General features: G+C 66.6%; 15 protein-coding genes and 1 pseudogene. 6 read left to right on the forward strand and 10 right to left on the reverse strand.

The features are described 5' to 3' along the window. Positions 1–45: 45 nt before the first annotated feature. The 4 genes from NA12_RS06300 to NA12_RS06315 all read right to left on the reverse strand — a co-directional run bounded on the left by NA12_RS06300 (position 46) and on the right by NA12_RS06315 (position 5597). Complete coding sequence (locus NA12_RS06300; protein WP_067446941.1) at positions 46–762, reverse strand: ABC transporter ATP-binding protein; 717 nt, start codon at positions 760–762, stop codon at positions 46–48. Beyond that, complete coding sequence (locus NA12_RS06305) at positions 759–3494, reverse strand: ABC transporter permease subunit (RefSeq protein ID WP_067446943.1); 2736 nt, start codon at positions 3492–3494, stop codon at positions 759–761. The genes NA12_RS06300 and NA12_RS06305 overlap by 4 nt, the downstream gene beginning before the upstream one ends. A gap of 334 nt (positions 3495–3828) precedes the next feature. After that, positions 3829–4626, reverse strand: a complete 798-nt coding sequence (locus NA12_RS06310) for an alpha/beta fold hydrolase (protein WP_067446945.1) — start codon at positions 4624–4626, stop codon at positions 3829–3831. 77 nt (positions 4627–4703) lie between these two features. Then, on the reverse strand, positions 4704–5597 hold the full coding sequence (locus tag NA12_RS06315; RefSeq protein ID WP_067446947.1) for an HpcH/HpaI aldolase/citrate lyase family protein: 894 nt from the start codon (positions 5595–5597) through the stop codon (positions 4704–4706). 278 nt (positions 5598–5875) lie between these two features. Here NA12_RS06315 and NA12_RS06320 point away from each other — a divergent pair. Continuing rightward, a pseudogene (locus tag NA12_RS06320) lies at positions 5876–6658 on the forward strand (TetR family transcriptional regulator); the annotation flags it as partial. A gap of 170 nt (positions 6659–6828) precedes the next feature. On the opposite strand, the gene NA12_RS06325 reads toward NA12_RS06320, so the two are convergent. Further along, positions 6829–7629 (reverse strand): enoyl-CoA hydratase/isomerase family protein, encoded by an 801-nt coding sequence (locus tag NA12_RS06325; RefSeq protein ID WP_067446951.1) that lies wholly within the window; start codon positions 7627–7629, stop codon positions 6829–6831. Between the two features lie 16 nt (positions 7630–7645). Next, positions 7646–8494, reverse strand: coding sequence for an SDR family oxidoreductase (locus NA12_RS06330; protein WP_067446953.1), 849 nt, complete (start codon positions 8492–8494; stop codon positions 7646–7648). Between the two features lie 174 nt (positions 8495–8668). On the opposite strand from NA12_RS06330, the gene NA12_RS06335 reads away from it, so the two are divergent. Further along, complete coding sequence (locus tag NA12_RS06335) at positions 8669–10354, forward strand: FAD-dependent oxidoreductase (protein ID WP_067446955.1); 1686 nt, start codon at positions 8669–8671, stop codon at positions 10352–10354. A gap of 82 nt (positions 10355–10436) precedes the next feature. Here NA12_RS06335 and NA12_RS06340 read toward each other — a convergent pair whose 3' ends face one another. Genes NA12_RS06340 through NA12_RS06355 form a run of 4 tightly spaced genes read right to left on the reverse strand, consistent with a single transcriptional unit; the run spans position 10437 to position 14261 of the window. After that, entirely contained in the window at positions 10437–11705 is a 1269-nt protein-coding gene (locus tag NA12_RS06340) for an NAD(P)/FAD-dependent oxidoreductase (RefSeq protein WP_067446957.1), read from the reverse strand. After that, on the reverse strand, positions 11702–11893 hold the full coding sequence (locus NA12_RS06345; RefSeq protein ID WP_067446959.1) for a rubredoxin: 192 nt from the start codon (positions 11891–11893) through the stop codon (positions 11702–11704). The genes NA12_RS06340 and NA12_RS06345 overlap by 4 nt, the downstream gene beginning before the upstream one ends. A gap of 3 nt (positions 11894–11896) precedes the next feature. Then, positions 11897–12745, reverse strand: coding sequence for a mycofactocin-coupled SDR family oxidoreductase (locus NA12_RS06350; protein WP_067446961.1), 849 nt, complete (start codon positions 12743–12745; stop codon positions 11897–11899). 52 nt (positions 12746–12797) lie between these two features. Further along, positions 12798–14261, reverse strand: coding sequence for an aldehyde dehydrogenase family protein (locus tag NA12_RS06355; protein ID WP_132369947.1), 1464 nt, complete (start codon positions 14259–14261; stop codon positions 12798–12800). A 169-nt stretch (positions 14262–14430) separates the two neighbouring features. Here NA12_RS06355 and NA12_RS06360 point away from each other — a divergent pair, with 169 nt between their 5' ends. The 4 genes from NA12_RS06360 to NA12_RS06375 all read left to right on the forward strand — a co-directional run bounded on the left by NA12_RS06360 (position 14431) and on the right by NA12_RS06375 (position 18774). Continuing rightward, entirely contained in the window at positions 14431–15651 is a 1221-nt protein-coding gene (locus NA12_RS06360) for a CaiB/BaiF CoA transferase family protein (RefSeq protein WP_067446965.1), read from the forward strand. A 37-nt stretch (positions 15652–15688) separates the two neighbouring features. Then, positions 15689–15835 carry a DUF1059 domain-containing protein gene (locus tag NA12_RS06365; RefSeq protein ID WP_067446967.1) on the forward strand — a complete coding sequence of 49 codons (147 nt, stop codon included), beginning with the start codon at positions 15689–15691 and terminating at the stop codon, positions 15833–15835. A 54-nt stretch (positions 15836–15889) separates the two neighbouring features. Further along, positions 15890–17188, forward strand: coding sequence for an amidohydrolase family protein (locus NA12_RS06370; protein ID WP_084472472.1), 1299 nt, complete (start codon positions 15890–15892; stop codon positions 17186–17188). A 77-nt stretch (positions 17189–17265) separates the two neighbouring features. Continuing rightward, on the forward strand, positions 17266–18774 hold the full coding sequence (locus NA12_RS06375) for a class I adenylate-forming enzyme family protein (protein WP_067446970.1): 1509 nt from the start codon (positions 17266–17268) through the stop codon (positions 18772–18774). Positions 18775–18778: the final 4 nt, after the last annotated feature.

Genomic DNA, 18778 nt, shown 5'->3' on the forward strand with positions numbered 1-18778 from the left:
CGATCGAGACGAACGTGATGTCCGCCCTGGTGGAACGTGCGCGCGTCAATCCGCAGCGGTGCCGGTCTCCCCACCGAGATACGCGGCTCGCAGACGCTCCGGGGAGGCCTTCAGCTCGGTTGCGCTGCCGCGCAGAGTCACCTCGCCGTGCACGAGAACGATCGCTTCGTCGGCGATCTCGAGCGCGAGCCGGACGTGTTGTTCGACGAGGACGACCGCGGCGCCGGTGGTATCGGCGATATGCCGCACGGCCGGAAGTAGCGCCTCCACGACGACCGGGGCCAGTCCCATGCTCATCTCGTCGATGAGCAGCGCTGTCGGCTTCTGAACCAGCGCCCGTCCCACAGCCAGCATCTGCTGTTCGCCGCCGGAGAGAGAACCCGCCGCGACCTTCCACCGCGATCGCAGTGCGGGTAGCAGATCGAGGATCTCCTCCAGCGACGGACCATTGCGCACGCGGGCGATTTCCAGATTCTCGGAGACGGTCAAACTGTTGAACAGCGCGCGATTGTCCGGGACGAGAACCACGCCGGCCCGATTGGCCTTGGCGGGCTTGCCATTCGGTAGGCGCTGCCCGGCCACCGTCACCTCGCCGCCGAGCGCGGGAAGCAGACCGGCCAGTGTCGACATCAGGGTCGTCTTTCCCGCGCCGTTCGGTCCCAGGATGGCCAGCACCGATCCGGATGCGACCTCGAGGTCGAGCTCACGAACGATGGGCAGTTTGCCGTACCCGGCGGTCAGGTTCTGCAGTCGAAGAGTCATTCTGCGACCTCCTCGGCGAACATGCTGCCGAGATAGGCCTCGGCGACTTTGGGATCGTCGCGGATCTCCTCGGGCGTACCCGAGGCGAGGATCCGCCCGAAGTCCAACACCTGAACGTGGTCACAGATCCGCAGCACCAGACTCATATCGTGCTCGATCAACACGATGGTCACCCCGCTGTCCCGGATCGCGAGCAATCGATCACCGAGCCAATGACTCTCGGTGGTATCGAGGCCGGCGGCCGGTTCATCGAGCAGCAGGACCCGGGGCTTACCCGCCATCGCGCGCGCTATCGACACCAACTGACGTTGTCCCTGCGACAGTTCGCCTGCGGGTCTCTCGCGTGCGTGCGCCAACCCGAGCAAGTCGAAGATCTCGTCGAACTCCGCCTCGTCGAAGGCTGCTCCCGCCCTGCCTCGGCCCGACAGTCCGACCACGACGTTCTCACGAACACTCAGATCCTCGTAGAGTTCGATCGCTTGGAACGTACGGCCCAGACCCGCGTGAATGCGTTCGTGGGTCTTCTTGTTCGCGAGCGACTCGTTGCCGATGGTGATGGCGCCCTCGGCGCTCACCGACCCGCTGATCGCGTCGATCAAGGTGGTCTTGCCCGCGCCGTTCGGGCCGATGAGACCGACTATCGCGCCGTCGGGCACATCGAAGGTCACGTTGTCGACAGCGACGACACCTCCGTAGCGCACTGTCACGTCGCGCAGTCCGAGCAGCGGCTCACCTGTTGACACCACGGTCGGCTTCGGTGCGGTAACCGCGGTGGCGACCAGCGACCCCGTACGGTCCGACGAGTTGGGGCCGGTGCGGGCGAGGGCCCGCTGGACAGGGGCGACAATTCCCTCCGGATTCGTCAGCACGGTCTGGAGAAGCCCGATACCCACGATCACCTGATACCAGCTACCCGCCTGGTCACTGATCTGCTCCAGCAGCAGAAAAGCCACACCGCCCGCGCCGATTACGCCGCTGAGCACACCTCCGGAGATCGACGTGACACCCGCGAGGTAGACGGTCGCGAACAAGGTCACACCGGCCAGCGCGGTGAACGATTGGAACGACACGTTCGTCTGCTGATAGGCGAGCAGGCTGCCGCCGAGTCCGGCGATGAATGCGCCGATCGCGAACGCGGACAACTTCGTCCGCACCACGTCGACACCCGAGGCGGCGGCCGAACGCTCATTCGCCCGAACCGCCAGCATGCGCGTACCGAGTCGGCTTCTCCGGAGATACCCGACCCCGAGTCCGACCACCGTCAGCACCAGCAGACAGAACAGCCCGAATTCCAGCCTGGGATAGTTCTCGCCGCGCCCGATTCCGAGGCTGTACCCGAATACGGTCGGGTCCGGAATATTGATTCCGCCCGAACCGACGAAATCCAGATTGCGGAACCACAGCGCTTCGATGGCATAGGCCAGCGCCAGGGTGACCACCGCGACAGTCAGCCCGCGAATCCGCAGGGCGGGTAGTCCCACGACCACACCGAGGACGGTCGCCACGAGCGCCGCGAGCAGCGGAGCGAACGGGAACGGTATGCCCCAGTTCTCGGCAATCGGTCCCAGTATGTAGGCGGCGGCACCGGCGAGGGCGAGTTGAGCGAGCGACACCTGACCCGCGTATCCGGTGACCACCACCTGGGACAGACCGATGACGGCCAGGATGACCGAGGTGATCAACGCGGTGCGCAGGTCGTTTCCAGCGAATGTCAGCGCCAGTCCGACGACCACCACGCCGACCCCGGCGCCCGACCACAACCGGCGGGGGAAAGGCGCGTTGCCCAGTTCGGCGACGATCACCGCGCCGCGGGAGGGCAACGGCCTGGCCCGCGCGACCAGCACGACGAGCAGCACGAGCAGCGGAACCAGCTCGACCAACCCGCTGGAGGGTAGCCACTCGTACACCCGTGAGAGATAGGTGGCTTCCGACTGCAGCATGCCGATCGCCAGGCCCGCCAGGACAGCGGCGACGATCGACGAAAACCGCCCGATGATGGCCGCGGCCAGCGCCGGAACGATGAACAACGAATAGCCCGTCGGTGTCAGTGGCACGATCGGGCAGATGAGAATGCCCGCCGTGCCTGCTACCGCGCAGCCGATCATCCAGTTGTAGGCCGCGCACCGATCTGGCGACAGACCACTCACGTAGGCGCCTTGCTCGCTCTCCGCGGTGGCGCGGGTGAGCAAGCCGAATCTGGTGAAGCGGTAGAGCGCGGCCAGGACCAGAGCGATCACCACGATGGCGATCCCGAAGTACACGCGATCCTGCGGGATCCGAATACCCCCGACGCTCCAGATGCCGACCGGGAAGATCGCCTTGACGCCGATGGTGTTGGTACCGACCTGTTTGGTCGCTATCGCCACCAAGACGATCATCAGCGCGATCGAGGCGACGGCGCGGGCGATCGGCGCAGCGTTGCGCAGCGGACGGAATACGACGATGTAGAGCAGAAGGCCGAACAGTGCCGACAGCAGGACCGCTACGAGCGCCGACACCGCGAACCCCGGATCACCCCCGATACCAACCGATTTGGGCAGGCCGGGGATCAGGATCAAGAACTCGCCGCGCCGCAAGAAGGCGTAGATATAGGCACAGTTGAGCGCGATCGCGCCGGTGGCGAAATTGAGGACGCCGGAGCTGCGATAGATCAGGACCAACGCGATCGCGAGGGCACCGAACACGCCGCCGCTACCGATCCCGAGGATCAGGAACTGAAGATGCTGACTCATGCTCCGAGCCCCTCGGCGAGCTCGAAATCCCCTGTGGTGACGAGCTGATCGTCGACGCGCAATCGCGGCGGATCCGACGTGACAGAAAGCATTGAGCGCCTCACTCGCGATTCGGGCGGCAGCACTGCGGGCCCGAACTGTTCCAACACAGCTGGCGGCCATGCCCATCGGCCAGGTCGTCAGCTCAACCATGTGACGCGAGACACGCTACGGTAATACATACTGTAATGGCAATAGGGAATTTCTGGCTACACCGTGCGAGTACCTGTGAGCAGCGTGGCGCAGGGCGTCGATCCGGCAGCCCCGGCTCGGTCACAGCGGACCGGGGGTGCGGCTAGCTTTCGGTCAGGAAAGCGGTGATCGCGCGGACCGTTTCGGCGGGGCGCTCCAGATGTGCGAGGTGACCGGTTCCGGGCAGATCGACGCGCCGCATGTCCGCGACCATCGCTTCGATGATGTCGGCCATGACCCGGAAATCGTCGAGGTCGTCGCGACCGGTTATCAGCAGTAACGGCATAGTCAGCTCGGTCAGCCGCTCCACGTGCGGCTGCCGCGGTGACGTCTCCCGATCCGCATCGAGCCAGGCCCGGCAGTCGTCCACGGCGATCTCGGCGCGTAGGCGCGCCGAGATCGCCGGGTCGCGCCGGGCCGTGGCGAACAGCGGGTGGCGCCACCACAGATCGCGGACCCGGTCGAGCAGGCCATCGCGGGCCGCCGTGGTGAGTTGCTGCCAGCGTCGCTGCCAGTCGGTCGACCAGTCCCAGCCGGCCAGATTCGGGCTGATCAAGATCAACTGGTCGGCCCGGCCGGGATGATCGAGTGCGAAATCGAGTGCGATGCGCCCGCCCATCGAGACGCCGACGACAGTGGTTCGCGCGATCCCGAGATGATCGAGTATCACTGCGAGGTCGTCGGCATGACGGAACGCCTCGGTGGTGCGGTCCTCGGATGCGCCGCAGCCACGGAGGTCATACCGGACAGATCGGCGAACCGAGTGTAGGTGTGGCCACACCGGATCCCACGTCGAACAGTTTCCCCCTGCCCCGGCGATCAGAACCAGCGACGAGCCGACGCCGGCGACTTCGACCGCGAGCTCGACACCCGACTCGGTCGTGATTCGCTTCCTGACCATCGCGTGCCGCCCTCACCGAATCACGAAATCCGCGCCAGCTCCACCTCACCATCGTAGATCCCCAGCGAGCCCGAGGATCAGGGTTGCCTGCGAGTGGCGAGGAGCGCCCGCGCTCTGGCCAGGTGCGGTCGATCGAGTAGACCGCCTCGGTAACCGATCGCTCCGGCCGCGGGATCGGCGGCGAACAAATCCACGATCTCCTGGGCAGCGGCCAGTTCCTCGACGCTGGGCGCGAACGCCGCGTTGATGATGTCCACCTGATCCGGATGAATGGCCAACATCCCGCGAAAGCCCTCGCGGCGAGCCTTTTCCGCACGAGCTCGCAGACCGTCGAGATCGCGATAGTCGCCGTGGATGGTGTCGATGGCGGCCACCCCGGCACTCGCCGCGCCGACCAGACAGAGACTTCGCGCCAACTCGTAGGTGAAGCCGTAGCCGCCGTCGGGGCCGCGATGTGTACCGGCCCCCAGCGACGCGGCCAGGTCTTCCACACCCCAGCTGAGGGCGGCCAACCTCGGCGCGTCCCGGTAGGTTCCGGTGGTGAAGACGGCTTCGGCGGACTCCGGGGCCAGCACGATCACCCCGATCCGGCCGGGCTCGGCATCGGCGGCGACCTCCAACGCGGACAGATAGTGGTCCAGTGTCCGCACGTCCTGACCACCACGGGATTTGGGCAGCATGATTCCGCCCGGTCGCGCGGGCACGATCGCGGCCAGATCCGCCAGTGTGTGTGGGCCGTCGAGGGGATTGACCCGGACCCACAGTCGGCGGCGGTCCGATTCCGCGTGTGCGGCGAGGAAATCCGCGGTCTGTTTCCTGGCTGCGGGCTTTTCCGCGTCCGCGACGGAGTCCTCGAGATCGATGAGCACGATATCGGCGGCCCCAGCGGCCGCTTTCGCCATTTTCCGCGCGCTGTCGCCAGGAGCGAACAGCCAGGACCTGGCGAATCCGCTGTGTCCGAGAGTGCTCATGAACGGTCCCTTCGATGGATGAGGCCGGCGGGTGCGTTCACCGCCGCCGCACAGCCCTTTGTCCTGTAACTATTACTGTATTCACTACAGTAATAGAGGCTATCTCAATATTCGCGCGTAGCCGACATCAGATCGACTCCTCCCGGTGATCGACTCGACGAGTCGATAGAATGCCTCGCGGTAGCATTTACTGTGGTGCACAACACCAGTACTGGCGGCGCAGCGTCGACAACAGTTAACGTCGGTAAACTCAGGGACTCACAAAGGCGGGTTACGGCATGGCCAAACAGCAAGCGACTACGGATAAGCGGCAGCGACGCGAGCGAGGGTCACTGAATCCGGAGGATATCCTCGACGGCGCATTCGAACTCGCGGAAGATGTGTCCCTCGACAATCTCAGTATGCCGATGCTCGGCAAGCATCTCGATGTCGGCGTGACCAGCATCTACTGGTATTTCCGCAAGAAGGACGACCTGCTCAACGCGATGACCGATCGCGCGTTGGAGCAGTATGCCAACGAAGCCCCGTTCATTCAGGCGAGCGACTGGCAAGTCACGATGCGCGACCACGCCAGGACCATGCGAGCGACGTTCCTGGGCAACCCCATTCTCTGCGATCTGATCCTGATTCGATCGGCGCTCAGCCCCTTGGCCGCCCAACTCGGCGCACAGCTGACCGAGCAGGTGATCGCGAGTCTCATGGAAGCCGGCCTGACGCTCGACGATGCCGTCGACACGTACTCGGCGATCCAGTTGCACACTCGCGGATCCATTGTTTTGCAGCGGCTCTACGACAAGAACAAGGAATCCGGTATCGAACGCGGCGCCTACTACGAGCACCTGACCATTTCCCCGGAAACCACTCCCCTGCTGGCCGAGGCGAGAACGCGAGGCCATCACAGCGGTGCTCCCGACGACGCCAATTTCGAGTACGGACTCGAGTCCATTCTCGAGCGCGCTAGCCGATTGATCGAGGCAGGACCGCCGTCGACCCCGCGCAAGAAGGCCGCCCCCGCCAAGAAGACAGCAGCCGGATCGGCGACGAAGGCCGCGCCCACGAGGAAGCCCGCGGCGGCCGCGAAGACCGTAGCGGCCAAGAAGACCGTAGCGGCCAAGAAACCCGCGGCGGCCGAGAAAGTCGTCGCGGCCAAGAAGGCCGCCGCCCCGCGGCGGAGCAGGTCCGCCGCCCGAGCCGAATAACGATGGCCTAGTCGCGGCTGGTTCGATCGCCATCAGGTCGGCGGCCGACGAACGTTCCACGCCCCGGTGAAGGCCGCTTCTCGTTTCTGTGCGAACGCCGAATACGCCTCGGGCACATCGGTTGTCGCGAAGTTGACCGCTTGCGCGCGCGATTCGCTGGCCAGCGCCTGGTGCATCGTCCGATCAGCGCCTTCGTTGAGCAGGGCCTTCGTCTGCGCGACGGCGATCGGCGGGGCCGCCGCCAGCCGGTCGGCGATGCTGTCGACGAAGTCGTCGATCTCGGCCTCGGTGACGACCCAGGTGAGCAGTCCGAGTTCGAGCGCGGCCGCGGCGTCGATCGTCTCGGCCAGCAGCGCCAGTCGCTTGGCCTGCTGCACCCCCACGAGCTTGGGCAACAGCCACGAACCGCCGCAGTCCAGCGAGAGCCCACGGCGGGCGAAGACCTGGGAGAACGTCGCGTCCGGCGTCGCGACGACCAGGTCACACCCCAGTGCCAGATTCCATCCGGCGCCGACCGCGACACCGCGTACTTTGGCGACGGTCGGGATCGGCAGATCGTGCAGGCGCTGGGCGACGTCCGAGATCGCCTGCAGCTTGGCGAACGGCGCGGCATAGGGATCACTGTCGGTGACGTCGGCGCCGGAACAGAACGATCCACCCGCCCCCGTCAGAACCACCGCCCGCACCGCGGGGTCGTGCGCGATCGTGTCCAGAGCTTCGCGCAGGGCGGTCCACAGCCCGATGGTGATCGCGTTCTTGCGATGGGGGCGATGCAGCGTCAGGGTGCACACCCCGTCGCGCCGGAGTTGATGCAGCACAAGCTCTTCGGTCATCTGGTCGACTCCTGTACTAGAGGAAGAGATCGACGGTCAGCGGCGCGTTCCCCGGAACCGCCCGATACCTGTCCAGGTCGGTGATCCCGTGCTCGGCCAGGACTTCCTCATCGATCAGGAAGTTGCCCGTCATGCGTTCGGCGGGTGAGGTGAGCACCAGATAGGCGGCATCGGCGCAGATCGCCGGTGTGCGTGACCTGGCCATCCGCTCCTCGCCACCGGCCCGGTTCCGGATCGCCGCCGTGGCGATCGTGGTACGCGGCCACAGCGAGTTCACGCCGATACCGTCGGCGCGCAGTTCCTCGGCCAGTCCCAGCGTGGTCAGCGACATACCGTATTTGGCGATGGTGTAGCCGAGATGGGCTCCGGCCCAACGCGGCTCGAGATTCAACGGTGGCGACAAAGTGAGGATGTGCGGGTTGCGCCCGGCCAGTGCCGATTTCCGCAGCGCGCCGATAGCGAGCTTGGACAGCAGGAAGCTGCCCCGGCAATTGATGTCGAGCATCAGGTCGTAGGCCTTCATCGACAGGGCCTCGGTGGTGGCGAGGTCGATCGCCGATGCGTTGTTGATCACGATGTCGATCCCGCCGAAGCGTTCGACCGTTCGATCTATCGCCGCCGCGACCACCGCGTCGTCGCGCACATCACCGACGACCGCGAGAACCGAGCCGCCGGCCTGTTCGATCTCCGCGGCCGCGGTATGCACGGTGCCCGGCAGCTTGGGGTGTGGCTGATCGGTCTTGGCGATCAGGGTGATGTTCGCCCCATCCGCGGCCACCCGCTTGGCGATCTCGAGCCCGATGCCGCGGCTGCCGCCCGACATGATCAGGGTCTTGCCCGCGAGTGGCCTGTCACTGTCCGGCATCACCGGCTCCAATCTGTTCGACCCCGACTCGAATTCCGCCGAAGGGCGAGACTCTGATGAAACCCTTCCAGTTGCCATTACAGTAATATCACCAGTCGAGGTCGGGCGCCAGCGGATGCGGACCCGATCCGCCGAGCGACTTGGCATTTCCACCCTCCCGAAGGAGCAGCACACATGGCCTATGTCATCACCCAGCGTTGTTGCAACGACGCCACCTGCGTCGCCGAGTGCCCGGTCGATTGCATCCGCCCTCGGCCGGACCACCCCGAATTCGCGACGGCCGAAATGCTCTACATCGACCCCGACACCTGCATCGACTGCGGTGCGTGCGCGGACGCGTGCCCGGTCGAGGCCATCTTCCCCGAGGACAGCCTGACCGCGTCGCTGGCCCGGTTCCGCGATATCAACGCCACCTATTTCCAGCATCATCCGTTGGGCTCGACGTTCGATTCGATCGCGCCGACGCCCCGGCTACCGACGGGTCTCGACACGCTCCGGGTCGCGATCGTCGGCGCGGGCCCCGCCGCGTGCTACGCCGCCGATGAGCTACGGCGGCGCTGCTCGGCCGAGGTCGAGATCTTCGACAAGCTGCCGACACCATGGGGACTCGTGCGCGCCGGGGTCGCTCCCGACCATCCGGGCACCAAGACCGTCACGCAGTTGTTCGACTCCGCGTTCCGTGGCGACAGCGTCGGCTTTCACCTCAATGTGGAAGTGGGCGAACATATCTCACACGCGGAGCTCATGGACCACCATCACGCGGTGCTCTACGCCGTCGGTGCGTCGAGCGACCGCCGGATGGGCGTGCCCGGCGAGGACCTGCCCGGTTCGCATTCGGCCACGGAATTCGTCGCCTGGTACAACGGCCACCCCGACTACGCCGATCGCGTCTTCGACCTCTCGGGGCCGCGCGCGGTGATCGTCGGCAACGGCAACGTCGCCCTCGACGTGGCCCGCGTGCTCACGGTGTCACCGGACGAGCTGGCCGGCACCGATATCGCCGACCATGCCCTGGCCGCGCTGCGCGAGAGCAACATCCGTGAGGTCGTGCTGCTCGGGCGGCGCGGCCCGTTGCAGGCCGCCTACACGAGTCCGGAGTTCATGGCGCTGCGGCATCTCGACGGTGTGGACGTGATCATCGATGAGGCCGACCTCGAGCTCGACCCGGTCGACCACGCTGCCCTGGACCACCCGGACGCCGGGCCGTCACCGCGGTTGAAGTACGCACTGGCCGAGGAATACTCGCGTGACCCGGCCACCCCCGAGAACAAGCGGATCGTGTTCCGCTATCTGACTTCTCCGATCGAGATCCACGGCGGCGAGCGGGTCGAATCCCTCGAGTTCGCCCGCAACGAACTGATCGACCGGGACGGACAACGGGTGGCACGGGCCACCGATCAGACCGAGCGGGTGGAGACCGGCCTGGTGTTGCGTTCGATCGGCTATCGCGGAGTCGCCGTGGCGGATCTGCCCTTCGACGAAGCACTGGGCGTGGTGCCCAACGAGCACGGTCGCGTCATCGGCGCGGACGGATGCCCGATCGAGGGTGTGTATGTCAGCGGCTGGATCAAGCGTGGGCCGCGCGGTGTCATCGGCTCCAACCGCGTCGACTCTGCGGAGACCGTCGAGCACCTCGTCGCCGATTTCGTCGCGGGCAGACTCACCGCGCCCGCCGGCGATCGGGCCGCCCTCACCGCGCTGGTCAACGAGCGGCAACCCGATGTCGTCGATCGCGCGGGATGGAAAGCCATCGACCAGGCCGAGCGGTCCGCCGGTGCGGCGACCGGCCGACCACGGGTCAAGTTCACCGATCACGCCGATCTGCTCGACGCGGCACGGACAGCGATGGCGCGCTCCTGAAACGACTCGACCGCCGCTTCGGTGTCGAAGCGGCGGTCGGTCCGAGTTGCGCGCACCAGATCCAGGCGAGCTGTACGAGCGCCTATTCCCGTGCTGATGCGGCGAATTGCTCTGGCGCCGAGGCCAACTCGACCAAATCGAGATCGTCGGCCGCGAGCGCGGCTCGCGGCAGATACGGGCCGTTCTTGATCAGGTTCTGAGCTGCTCGGACATCCTTGGGCCTACCGACGCCGAGCACGCCGACCAGGCGATCCTCGACCAGGGTCAGCGCGAGGAACGGTCCGGCATCGACGTCGCCGTAGACGATCGTCTCCGTGCCGTAGCCCGGCCAGCCCGCGATCTGGAGGTTGCGACCGAACTGGTTGGTCCAACACCACGGAACTTCCTCATACGGCACCCGCGCGCCCAAGATGGTATGCGCGACGGCCGCGCCGTGGGCCTGGGCGTGATTCCAGTGCTCGATCCGGTCGGACCCACCCAGAATCCGGTTCGGCAGCCGCGCGACGTCACCGGCCGCGTACACCCCGGGCGCGGAGGTCGCCCCGAACTCGTCGACGACGACGCCGTCATCGACCGTGAGGCCCGCGCGGACCGCCAGTTCGGTATCCGGGGTCATGCCGACCGCGCCGATCACCACGTCGGCGACCCATTCCCGACCATCCTCGGCGAACACGCGGGTCCGGCCGTTCTCGTTGTGCGCGGCCGCGAGCCGTGTTCCCGTATGCACGCGGACCCCTCGATCCCGGTGCAGACGCGCATAGCTCGCCGAGACCTCGGCGGGCACCACCCGTCCGAGCACCCGGTCCGCCGTCTCCAACACCACGACGTCGGCGCCGAAAGTACGCACCGCGGCCGCCGCCTCCAAACCGACCAGTCCACCGCCGACGACGAGAACACTCGGTACGGCGCCGGTAGCACCGACGCGATCGAGAATCTGCCGCAATCGGGCCGCGTCACGCAGGTGCCGGAGCGTCTCGGCCTCGGGCAGCAGATCCAGCCGTCGCGGCCTGCCCCCGGTCGCGAGAATCAGCGCGTCATAGCCGAGCTGGTCGCCGTCGTCGAGCTCGACACAGGCCGAGGCGGTGTCGAAGGAAAGCACGGTCACACCCGTGCGCAGCTCGATCGACTTGTCCGTCCAGAACGCAGCGGGCTTGAGCCGTGCTTTCTCCTCGCCGACCGAGCCGGACAGCAGTTCCTTGGAGACCATCGGGCGACGATACGGCGCCGCCGGATCGTCGCCGACCAGCACGATCGATCCGGCGAACCCTTCCTTGCGCAGCGTCTCGGCCGCGCTGGCGCCGGCGACACCGGTGCCGACGATCACCGCCCGGCCGTGTCGCGCGATCGTCACCGATCGACCTCGACCATGTCGAACTCGGCCTTCTCGGCGCCGCAATCGGGGCAGGTCCAGTCCTCGGGGATGTCGTCCCAGCGGGTGCCGGGTTCGATGCCGTCGTCCGGCCAGCCGAGTTCCTCGTCGTACTCCCATCCGCAGATGACACAGCGGTAGAGCTTGTACACCGTCGTCGTGTCGCTCATCGCTCACTTCCCCCAGGGCACGGCTTTGACGAAACCACCCGCATCCACCCGTAATTGGCTGCCGGTGATGTAGCGCGAATCCTCGGAGGCGAGGAAGACCACGAGGTTGGAGACGTCCTGCGGCTCGATGTACGGCACGCGCATCGCTTGCATCGCCGGGAACGCCACCTCGGCATCGGCGCGAGTCGGCGCCTCGAGATCGGGACGGAAGATCTTGTACATACCCTCGTTGTGCAGCATGTCGGTATTGACATTGGTGGGATGCACCGCGTTGACCCGAATGGACTTCTTCGCGAGCTGGACCGCCAGGTCGTTCACGTAGTGCGCGACAACCTGTTTCGCGAGGCTGTAGGCGGAGCCGCCCGGTCCCTGCTTGGTCGAGCTCCCCAGCTGCGCGGCGAGGGAACCGGTGGCGATGATCGACGCCCCGGCACCGAGATGCGGCAGGCTCGCCTGCACCACGTTGAACACACCGACGAGGTCGGTATCGATGGTGTCCGACCAGGACTGCATGGTCTGGCCGCTGCCCAGCGGGGCGATGCCCGCGTTGGCGACCACGATATCGAGCCGTCCCAGCGCCTCGACCCCCTGCGCGACCGCCTGCCAGACGGCGCCACGCTCACGCACATCGACGACCACCGGATGGAAACGCGCACCTTCCTTCTCGACCAGTCTGCCCGTCTCCTCGAGGTCCTCGGGCCGCGCGAGCGGGTAGGTGTTGCCTTCGAGGTCGGCACAGATGTCCAAGGCGATGATGCTCGCGCCCTCGGCGGCGAGGTTCACCGCGTGCGAACGTCCCTGCCCTCGCGCCGCGCCCGAGATGACCGCGACCTTGCCGTCCAATTTTCCCACTGGTGACAACCTTTCAGTACTTCGATGGTGAATTGCTGTGCCGGACAGCGACTCAGCGCTGTCGCGGCGTCCGGGCGCCGATGGTCTTGGTCTCCAGGTATTGCTGGAAACCCTCGATGCCGCACTGGCGACCGACGCCGCTGTTCTTGTAGCCGCCGAACGGCGCGTCGGCGCCGTAGAACATGCCGCCGTTGACGCCGACCGCACCGGTCCTGAGTCGACGGGCGATGCCCATACCGCGTTCGTCGGACTGTGACAGCACCGCGCCCGCGAGGCCGAAGGCGCTGTTGTTGGCGATCCGCACCGCCTCGTCGTCGTCGTCGAACGCGAGCATCACCAGGACCGGACCGAAGATCTCCTCCTGGGCGATCGCCGAGTTCGGATCATCGGTCACGAACACCGTCGGAGCGACGAAGTGGCCACCGGCGAGGTGGGCGGGCAGATCGGCGGGCAAGCCACCACCGGTGACCAGTCGCGCGCCGTCGCGAATCGCCCGCTCGCACATATCGAGTACCCGGGTCTGCTGGGCCGCGCTGATGACCGGGCCGACCAGCGTCTGCGGCAGCACCGGATCGCCCACCGGCACCGCCGCGAACATCGCGCCCACCGCCGCGACCATGTCGTCGAACATCGAGCGGTGCACCAGCATCCGGCTCGTCGCCGCGCACGCCTGGCCCGCGTGCACACAGACCCCCACCGCGCTGCGCAGCGCGTGTTCGGGCTTCGCGTCGTCGAGCACGACGAGCGCGGACTTTCCGCCGAGTTCGAGGAAGGTCCGCTTCATCGTGCCCGCGCTCTGGCGCATCAGCGTGCGCCCGACGCCGGTCGAACCGGTGAACGAGATGAGGTCGACGCGGGGGTCGCTCGCCAGGAGTCCGGCCACCTCGTTGGACGGTGTCGTCACGACATTCACAACGCCCGGCGGGAAGTCGGTGTGCTCGGCGATCAACCGACCGAGCCTGGTCGCGTTCCACGGGGTGTTCGGGTCGGGTTTGAGCACGACGGTGTTTCCAGCGGCCAGCGCGGGTCCCAGCTTGTTGAGGATCACCTCGAGCGGGAAGTTCGACGGGCAGATCGCGGCGACCACACCCACCGGTTCCTGTACGACGATGCGCCGGTTGCGATCGCCGAAGACGCCGCCGCCCGCGAGAGTCCGCTCCCACTCGAACTCGTCGATCAGGCCCGCCGGATACCGCAGCGCTTCCGCCAGCGGCCACTCCAGTTGCGCTGTCTGCGTGGTCATCACCGGGCAACCCACCTCGGCGACGAGTTCGGTGCGGAACAGCTCGAGCTCCGACTCCAACGCGCGCTGCAGCTGTTCGAGGCAGCGGCGGCGCAGATCCCGGTCGGTCGACCATGTGGTGTCGTCGAACGCCCGGCGAGCGGCGGCGATGGCGCGCAGCATGTCCTGTTCGTCGGCCGCCGCGGTGGTGCCGAGCACTTCCCCGGTGGCCGGACTGCGATTGTCGAACGATGCGCCCGACGCCGCTGCCGTCAGCTCACCGTCGATGAGCATGCGGAATTCGGCCTCGGCGGCTGCCTGACGGCCCCACTCCGGACTCAGCGTCGTCCGCTCTTCGACGATGTCGCTCACATTGCCTCCCGATGGCCATCCTGGATGAGTAACTGTAATGATTACCGTATAGTACTTCACGACACGTATCAATTGCGGGAGAGGAGCACCGATGTCCGGTTTGCTCAGTGGCGTCACAGTGGTCGAATTGGCATCGTGGACCTACGTGCCCAGCGCGGGAGCCGCGCTGGCCGACTGGGGCGCCGATGTCATCAAGATCGAGGACACCAACGGCGGCGATCCGTGCCGTAACCTGACCATCGGCGGCCTCGACGGCACCGGCACCGAGGTGCGGGCCAACTTCATGATGGAGCTCGGCAACCACGGCAAACGCAGCATCGGCGTCGATATCAAGTCCACCCAGGGCAGGCAGATCCTCGGCCGATTGATCGCCGGAGCCGATGTCTTCCTGACCAATTGGCTCCCCGCGCCACTCGAGCGAGCCGGCTTGACCGTCGAGCAGATCCGCGAGTTCAACCCGAACGTCATCATCGTCCGAGGCAGTGGCCACGGCAGCCGTGGCCCGGAGAAGGACCGCGGCGGCTTCGACGCGGCGAGCTATCTCGCGCGCGCCGGCGTCGCGTACGCGCTGACGCCGACGAATTCCGAATTCCCGATGGCCCAGGGACCCGCCTTCGGCGACCTTCAGGGCGGCATCACGCTGGCCGGGGGCGTCACCGCCGCCCTGTTCCACCGCGAACGCACCGGGCACGCTCCGCTGGTCGACAGTTCCCTACTGGCACAGGGCATGTGGGCCGTCGCACCGGATATCGCCGCAGCCGATTACTACGACATCGACCGCATTCCGGCCGGCGAGGCCGGTACCGCACTCAATCCCGCGGTGAACCGCTATCGAACGCGGGACAACCGATGGGTCCAGCTCGTACTCCTGCAAGCCGACCGGTATTGGCGCGGATTCTGCGAGCGCGTCGGCAGGCCCGATCTCGGTGTCGACGAGCGGTTCGTGCCGCTGGCGAACCTGGTCGTCAATCAGGAGGCCGCCACCGCCGAACTGCGCAAGACCTTCGCCGAGCGCGATCTCGCCGACTGGCAGAAGGCGCTCGCCGACGAGCCCGGCGTCTGGGCGACGATCGCGAGTCCGCGCGAGGTTCTCGACGACCCCCAGGTCGCGGCCAACGGCTACCTGATGACGGTCACCGACAGCGCGGGCAACGACTACCGAACCGTCGCCGCTCCCGTGCAATTCGACGAGCAGCCCGCACCGGCGAGCCGGGCCCCCGAGTACGGCGAGCACACCGAGACGATCCTGCTCGAGCTCGGCCTGGAATGGGACGACATCATCGCGGCGAAAGAGAGCGGGGCGATCCTGTGAGTGCCGAACGCGCCGTGCCGCCGATCGGGGCCGAATCATGAAGCGGCATTTGAGCTGCCCGTGCGGTGAATTCCTGATCGGAACCGATGAAGACGACCTGGTCGCCGCCGCTCAGCGCCATCTCACCGAGCAGCACCCCGACCACCGATACAGCCGCGAGCAAATCCTGTTCATGGCCTACTGAACCGACCATGGGCTATATTGTAACCCTTACTGTAATCATTTAAGGAGTGTGATCGTGGATAAGAACGACATGATCCTGATCAGCGTCGATGATCACATCATCGAGCCGCCGGACATGTTCACCAACCACCTGCCCGCGAAGTACGCCGCCGAGGCACCTCGATTGGTGCGCACCGACAACGGCGCCGATGTCTGGAAGTTCCGCGACACCGTCATCCCCAATGTGGCGCTCAATGCCGTGGCCGGGCGCCCGAAAGAGGAATACGGTCTCGAGCCCGACGGTCTCGACGAGATCCGCCCCGGATGTTTCGATGTCCACGAACGCATCAAGGACATGAACGCGGGTGGGGTACTGGCGTCGATGAACTTCCCGTCGTTCCCCGGTTTCGCGGGACGACTGTTCGCGACCGAGGACTCCGATTTCTCCCTCGCCTTGGTCCGGGCCTACAACGACTGGCACATCGACGAATGGTGCGGCGCCTACCCGGGCCGGTTCATCCCGATGGCACTGCCGGTGATCTGGGACGCCGAGTTGTGCGCCGCCGAAGTCCGCCGAGTGGCGGACAAGGGCGTGCACTCGCTGACCTTCAGCGAGAATCCCGCCGCGCTCGGCTACCCGAGCTTCCACGATCCGTTCTGGAATCCGCTGTGGAAAGCCCTGGTCGATACCGATACCGTGCTCAACGTTCATATCGGCTCCTCGGGACGGCTGTCCATCCCCGCGGTCGACTCGCCGCCGGATGTGATGATCACCTTGCAGCCGATGAACATCGTGCAGGCCGCGGCGGACCTGCTCTGGTCGCGCCCGGTCAAGGACTACCCGGACCTCAAGATCGCACTGTCCGAGGGCGGCACCGGCTGGATTCCGTACTTCCTCGAGCGCGTCGACCGCACCTTCGAGATGCACTCCACCTGGACGATGCAGGACTTCGGCGGCAAAGTCCCCTCGGAGGTATTCCGCGACCACTTCATGACCTGCTTCATCAGCGATCCGATCGGTGTCCGGCTGCGCCACGAAATCGGCATCGACAACATCATGTGGGAAATGGACTACCCACACAGCGATTCCATGTGGCCCGACGCTCCCGAGGTACTCGAGCAGGTACTCGGGCGCGAGCAGGTGCCCGACGACGAGATCGACAAGATGACCCACCTCAACGCGATGCGCTGGTACTCCTTCGACCCGTTTCAGCACATTCCGCGCGAGCAGGCCACTGTCGGCGCGCTGCGGGCGGCCGCGGCCGATCACGACGTCAGCGTGCAGGCCCGCAAGCACAAGAACTCCACATCCGAGGACAAGCTCGAGGCGTTCGCGGCGCAGATCAAAGCGGCTACCGCCCAGAACGCGGGCTGACCGCACGACGACGCGGCCACCCTCGGTCTGCAGACCAGGGTGGCCGCATCCTTCTCCGAAATCGATGAGGTGATGAATTGAGCATTTCGGTAATGCTCGAGATGGTCGCGGCCAGTGAACCGGAGCGGGCCGCGGTCGTCTCCGACGGAACGCGAACGAGCGCGGCGCAATTGAGCGAACTGGCCGACCGGGCGGCCGGACTGATCGGTTCCTCCGGTGCCGAGCATGTCGCGTACGTGGGAACCGGCGGCATCATGCTGCCGCTGTTGCTGTTCGGATCCGCGCGCGCCGCGGTGGCGTTCACACCGCTGAACTACCGCCTCAGCGCTACCGGCCTGCGCGACCTGATCGACCGGCTGCCGAACCCGCTGATCGTTGTCGACTCCGAATACCTCGAGATGGTGGCGGGCTGCGGCAAACAGGTCATCGATTCCGCGTTGTTCCTCGCCGCCCTCCGGACCGCCGACGGGGAGCACACAGTTCAGGACGCCTCGCCCGACGACGTCGCCGTGCTGTTGTTCACCTCCGGCACGACCGCGCGACCCAAGGCCGTCGAACTGACACACGCCAATCTCACCGGCTACGTGATGGGCACCGTGGAGTTCGCCTCCGCCGAACCCGGCGACGCGGCGCTGATCTGTGTGCCGCCTTATCACATCGCGGGCGTCAGCGCGGCGCTGTCGAATCTGTACGCGGGCCGACGCACCGTGTACCTGCGCCAGTTCGACCCGGTCCGCTGGATCGACCTCGTCCGCGAGGAACAGATCACCAACGCCACGGTCGTACCCACCATGCTCGATCGCATCGTCACCGTGCTCCGTGCCGGGCCCGGCGTCGAACTTCCGACGCTGCGCACCCTGGCCTACGGCGGCGCCAAGGCGCCGCTGCCGCTGGTTCGCGCGGTGCTCGAGCTGCTGCCCGAGGTCGGCCTGGTCAACGCCTACGGTCTCACCGAGACCAGTTCGACCATCGCGGTGTCGACCCCCGAGGATCACCGACTCGCCCACGGGTCCAACGACCCCGCGGTCGCCAGGCGACTCGGCTCGGTCGGGCGGGCGGTGCCCGGTGTCGAATTGCAGATCCGCGACGCCGCCGGTGCGGTGCTCGCGCCCGGCGCGGTCGGCGAGTTGTTCGTCCGGGGACCGCAGGTTTCGGGGGTCTACGCCGAGCTCGGTTCCGTCCTCGATGCCGAGGGCTGGTTCCCCACCAAGGACCTCGCCGAGCTCGATGCCGACGGCTATCTGTTCATCGGTGGCCGCTCCGACGACACCATCATCCGCGGCGGGGAGAACATCGCTCCCGCCGAGATCGAGGACGTGCTCGTCGAACATCCCGATGTTCGCGAAGTCGCCGTGATCGGCGTGCCCGACGAACAGTGGGGGCAGATCATCGTCGCCGTCATCGTCGCCTCCCCCGGCGCCACGCCTGATCCGGAACTGCTGCGCGCCCACGTGCGGGCCAATCTGCGTGGGTCGCGCACGCCGGACCGGGTCGTCTTCCGCGACGACCTTCCCACCACGCCGACCGGCAAGATCCTGCGGCGCAACCTCATCCAGGAGATCTCCTCCGCCCCGTCCATCCTCTAGGAGT

The organism is Nocardia alba NBRC 108234, assembly GCF_001612665.1.
In the GTDB taxonomy this organism is placed as follows: Bacteria; Actinomycetota; Actinomycetes; order Mycobacteriales; family Mycobacteriaceae; genus Nocardia; species Nocardia alba.

What these genes read in the sequence shown, in the direction of transcription:
- NA12_RS06300 (WP_067446941.1), bottom strand. Translation starts at nt 762, where the DNA reads ATGACTCTTCGACTGCAGAACCTGACCGCCGGGTACGGCAAACTGCCC.
- NA12_RS06305 (WP_067446943.1), bottom strand. Translation starts at nt 3,494, where the DNA reads ATGAGTCAGCATCTTCAGTTCCTGATCCTCGGGATCGGTAGCGGCGGC.
- NA12_RS06310 (WP_067446945.1), bottom strand. Translation starts at nt 4,626, where the DNA reads ATGGTCAGGAAGCGAATCACGACCGAGTCGGGTGTCGAGCTCGCGGTC.
- NA12_RS06315 (WP_067446947.1), bottom strand. Translation starts at nt 5,597, where the DNA reads ATGAGCACTCTCGGACACAGCGGATTCGCCAGGTCCTGGCTGTTCGCT.
- NA12_RS06325 (WP_067446951.1), bottom strand. Translation starts at nt 7,629, where the DNA reads ATGACCGAAGAGCTTGTGCTGCATCAACTCCGGCGCGACGGGGTGTGC.
- NA12_RS06330 (WP_067446953.1), bottom strand. Translation starts at nt 8,494, where the DNA reads ATGCCGGACAGTGACAGGCCACTCGCGGGCAAGACCCTGATCATGTCG.
- NA12_RS06335 (WP_067446955.1), top strand. Translation starts at nt 8,669, where the DNA reads ATGGCCTATGTCATCACCCAGCGTTGTTGCAACGACGCCACCTGCGTC.
- NA12_RS06345 (WP_067446959.1), bottom strand. Translation starts at nt 11,893, where the DNA reads ATGAGCGACACGACGACGGTGTACAAGCTCTACCGCTGTGTCATCTGC.
- NA12_RS06355 (WP_132369947.1), bottom strand. Translation starts at nt 14,261, where the DNA reads ATGCTCATCGACGGTGAGCTGACGGCAGCGGCGTCGGGCGCATCGTTC.
- NA12_RS06360 (WP_067446965.1), top strand. Translation starts at nt 14,431, where the DNA reads ATGTCCGGTTTGCTCAGTGGCGTCACAGTGGTCGAATTGGCATCGTGG.
- NA12_RS06365 (WP_067446967.1), top strand. Translation starts at nt 15,689, where the DNA reads ATGAAGCGGCATTTGAGCTGCCCGTGCGGTGAATTCCTGATCGGAACC.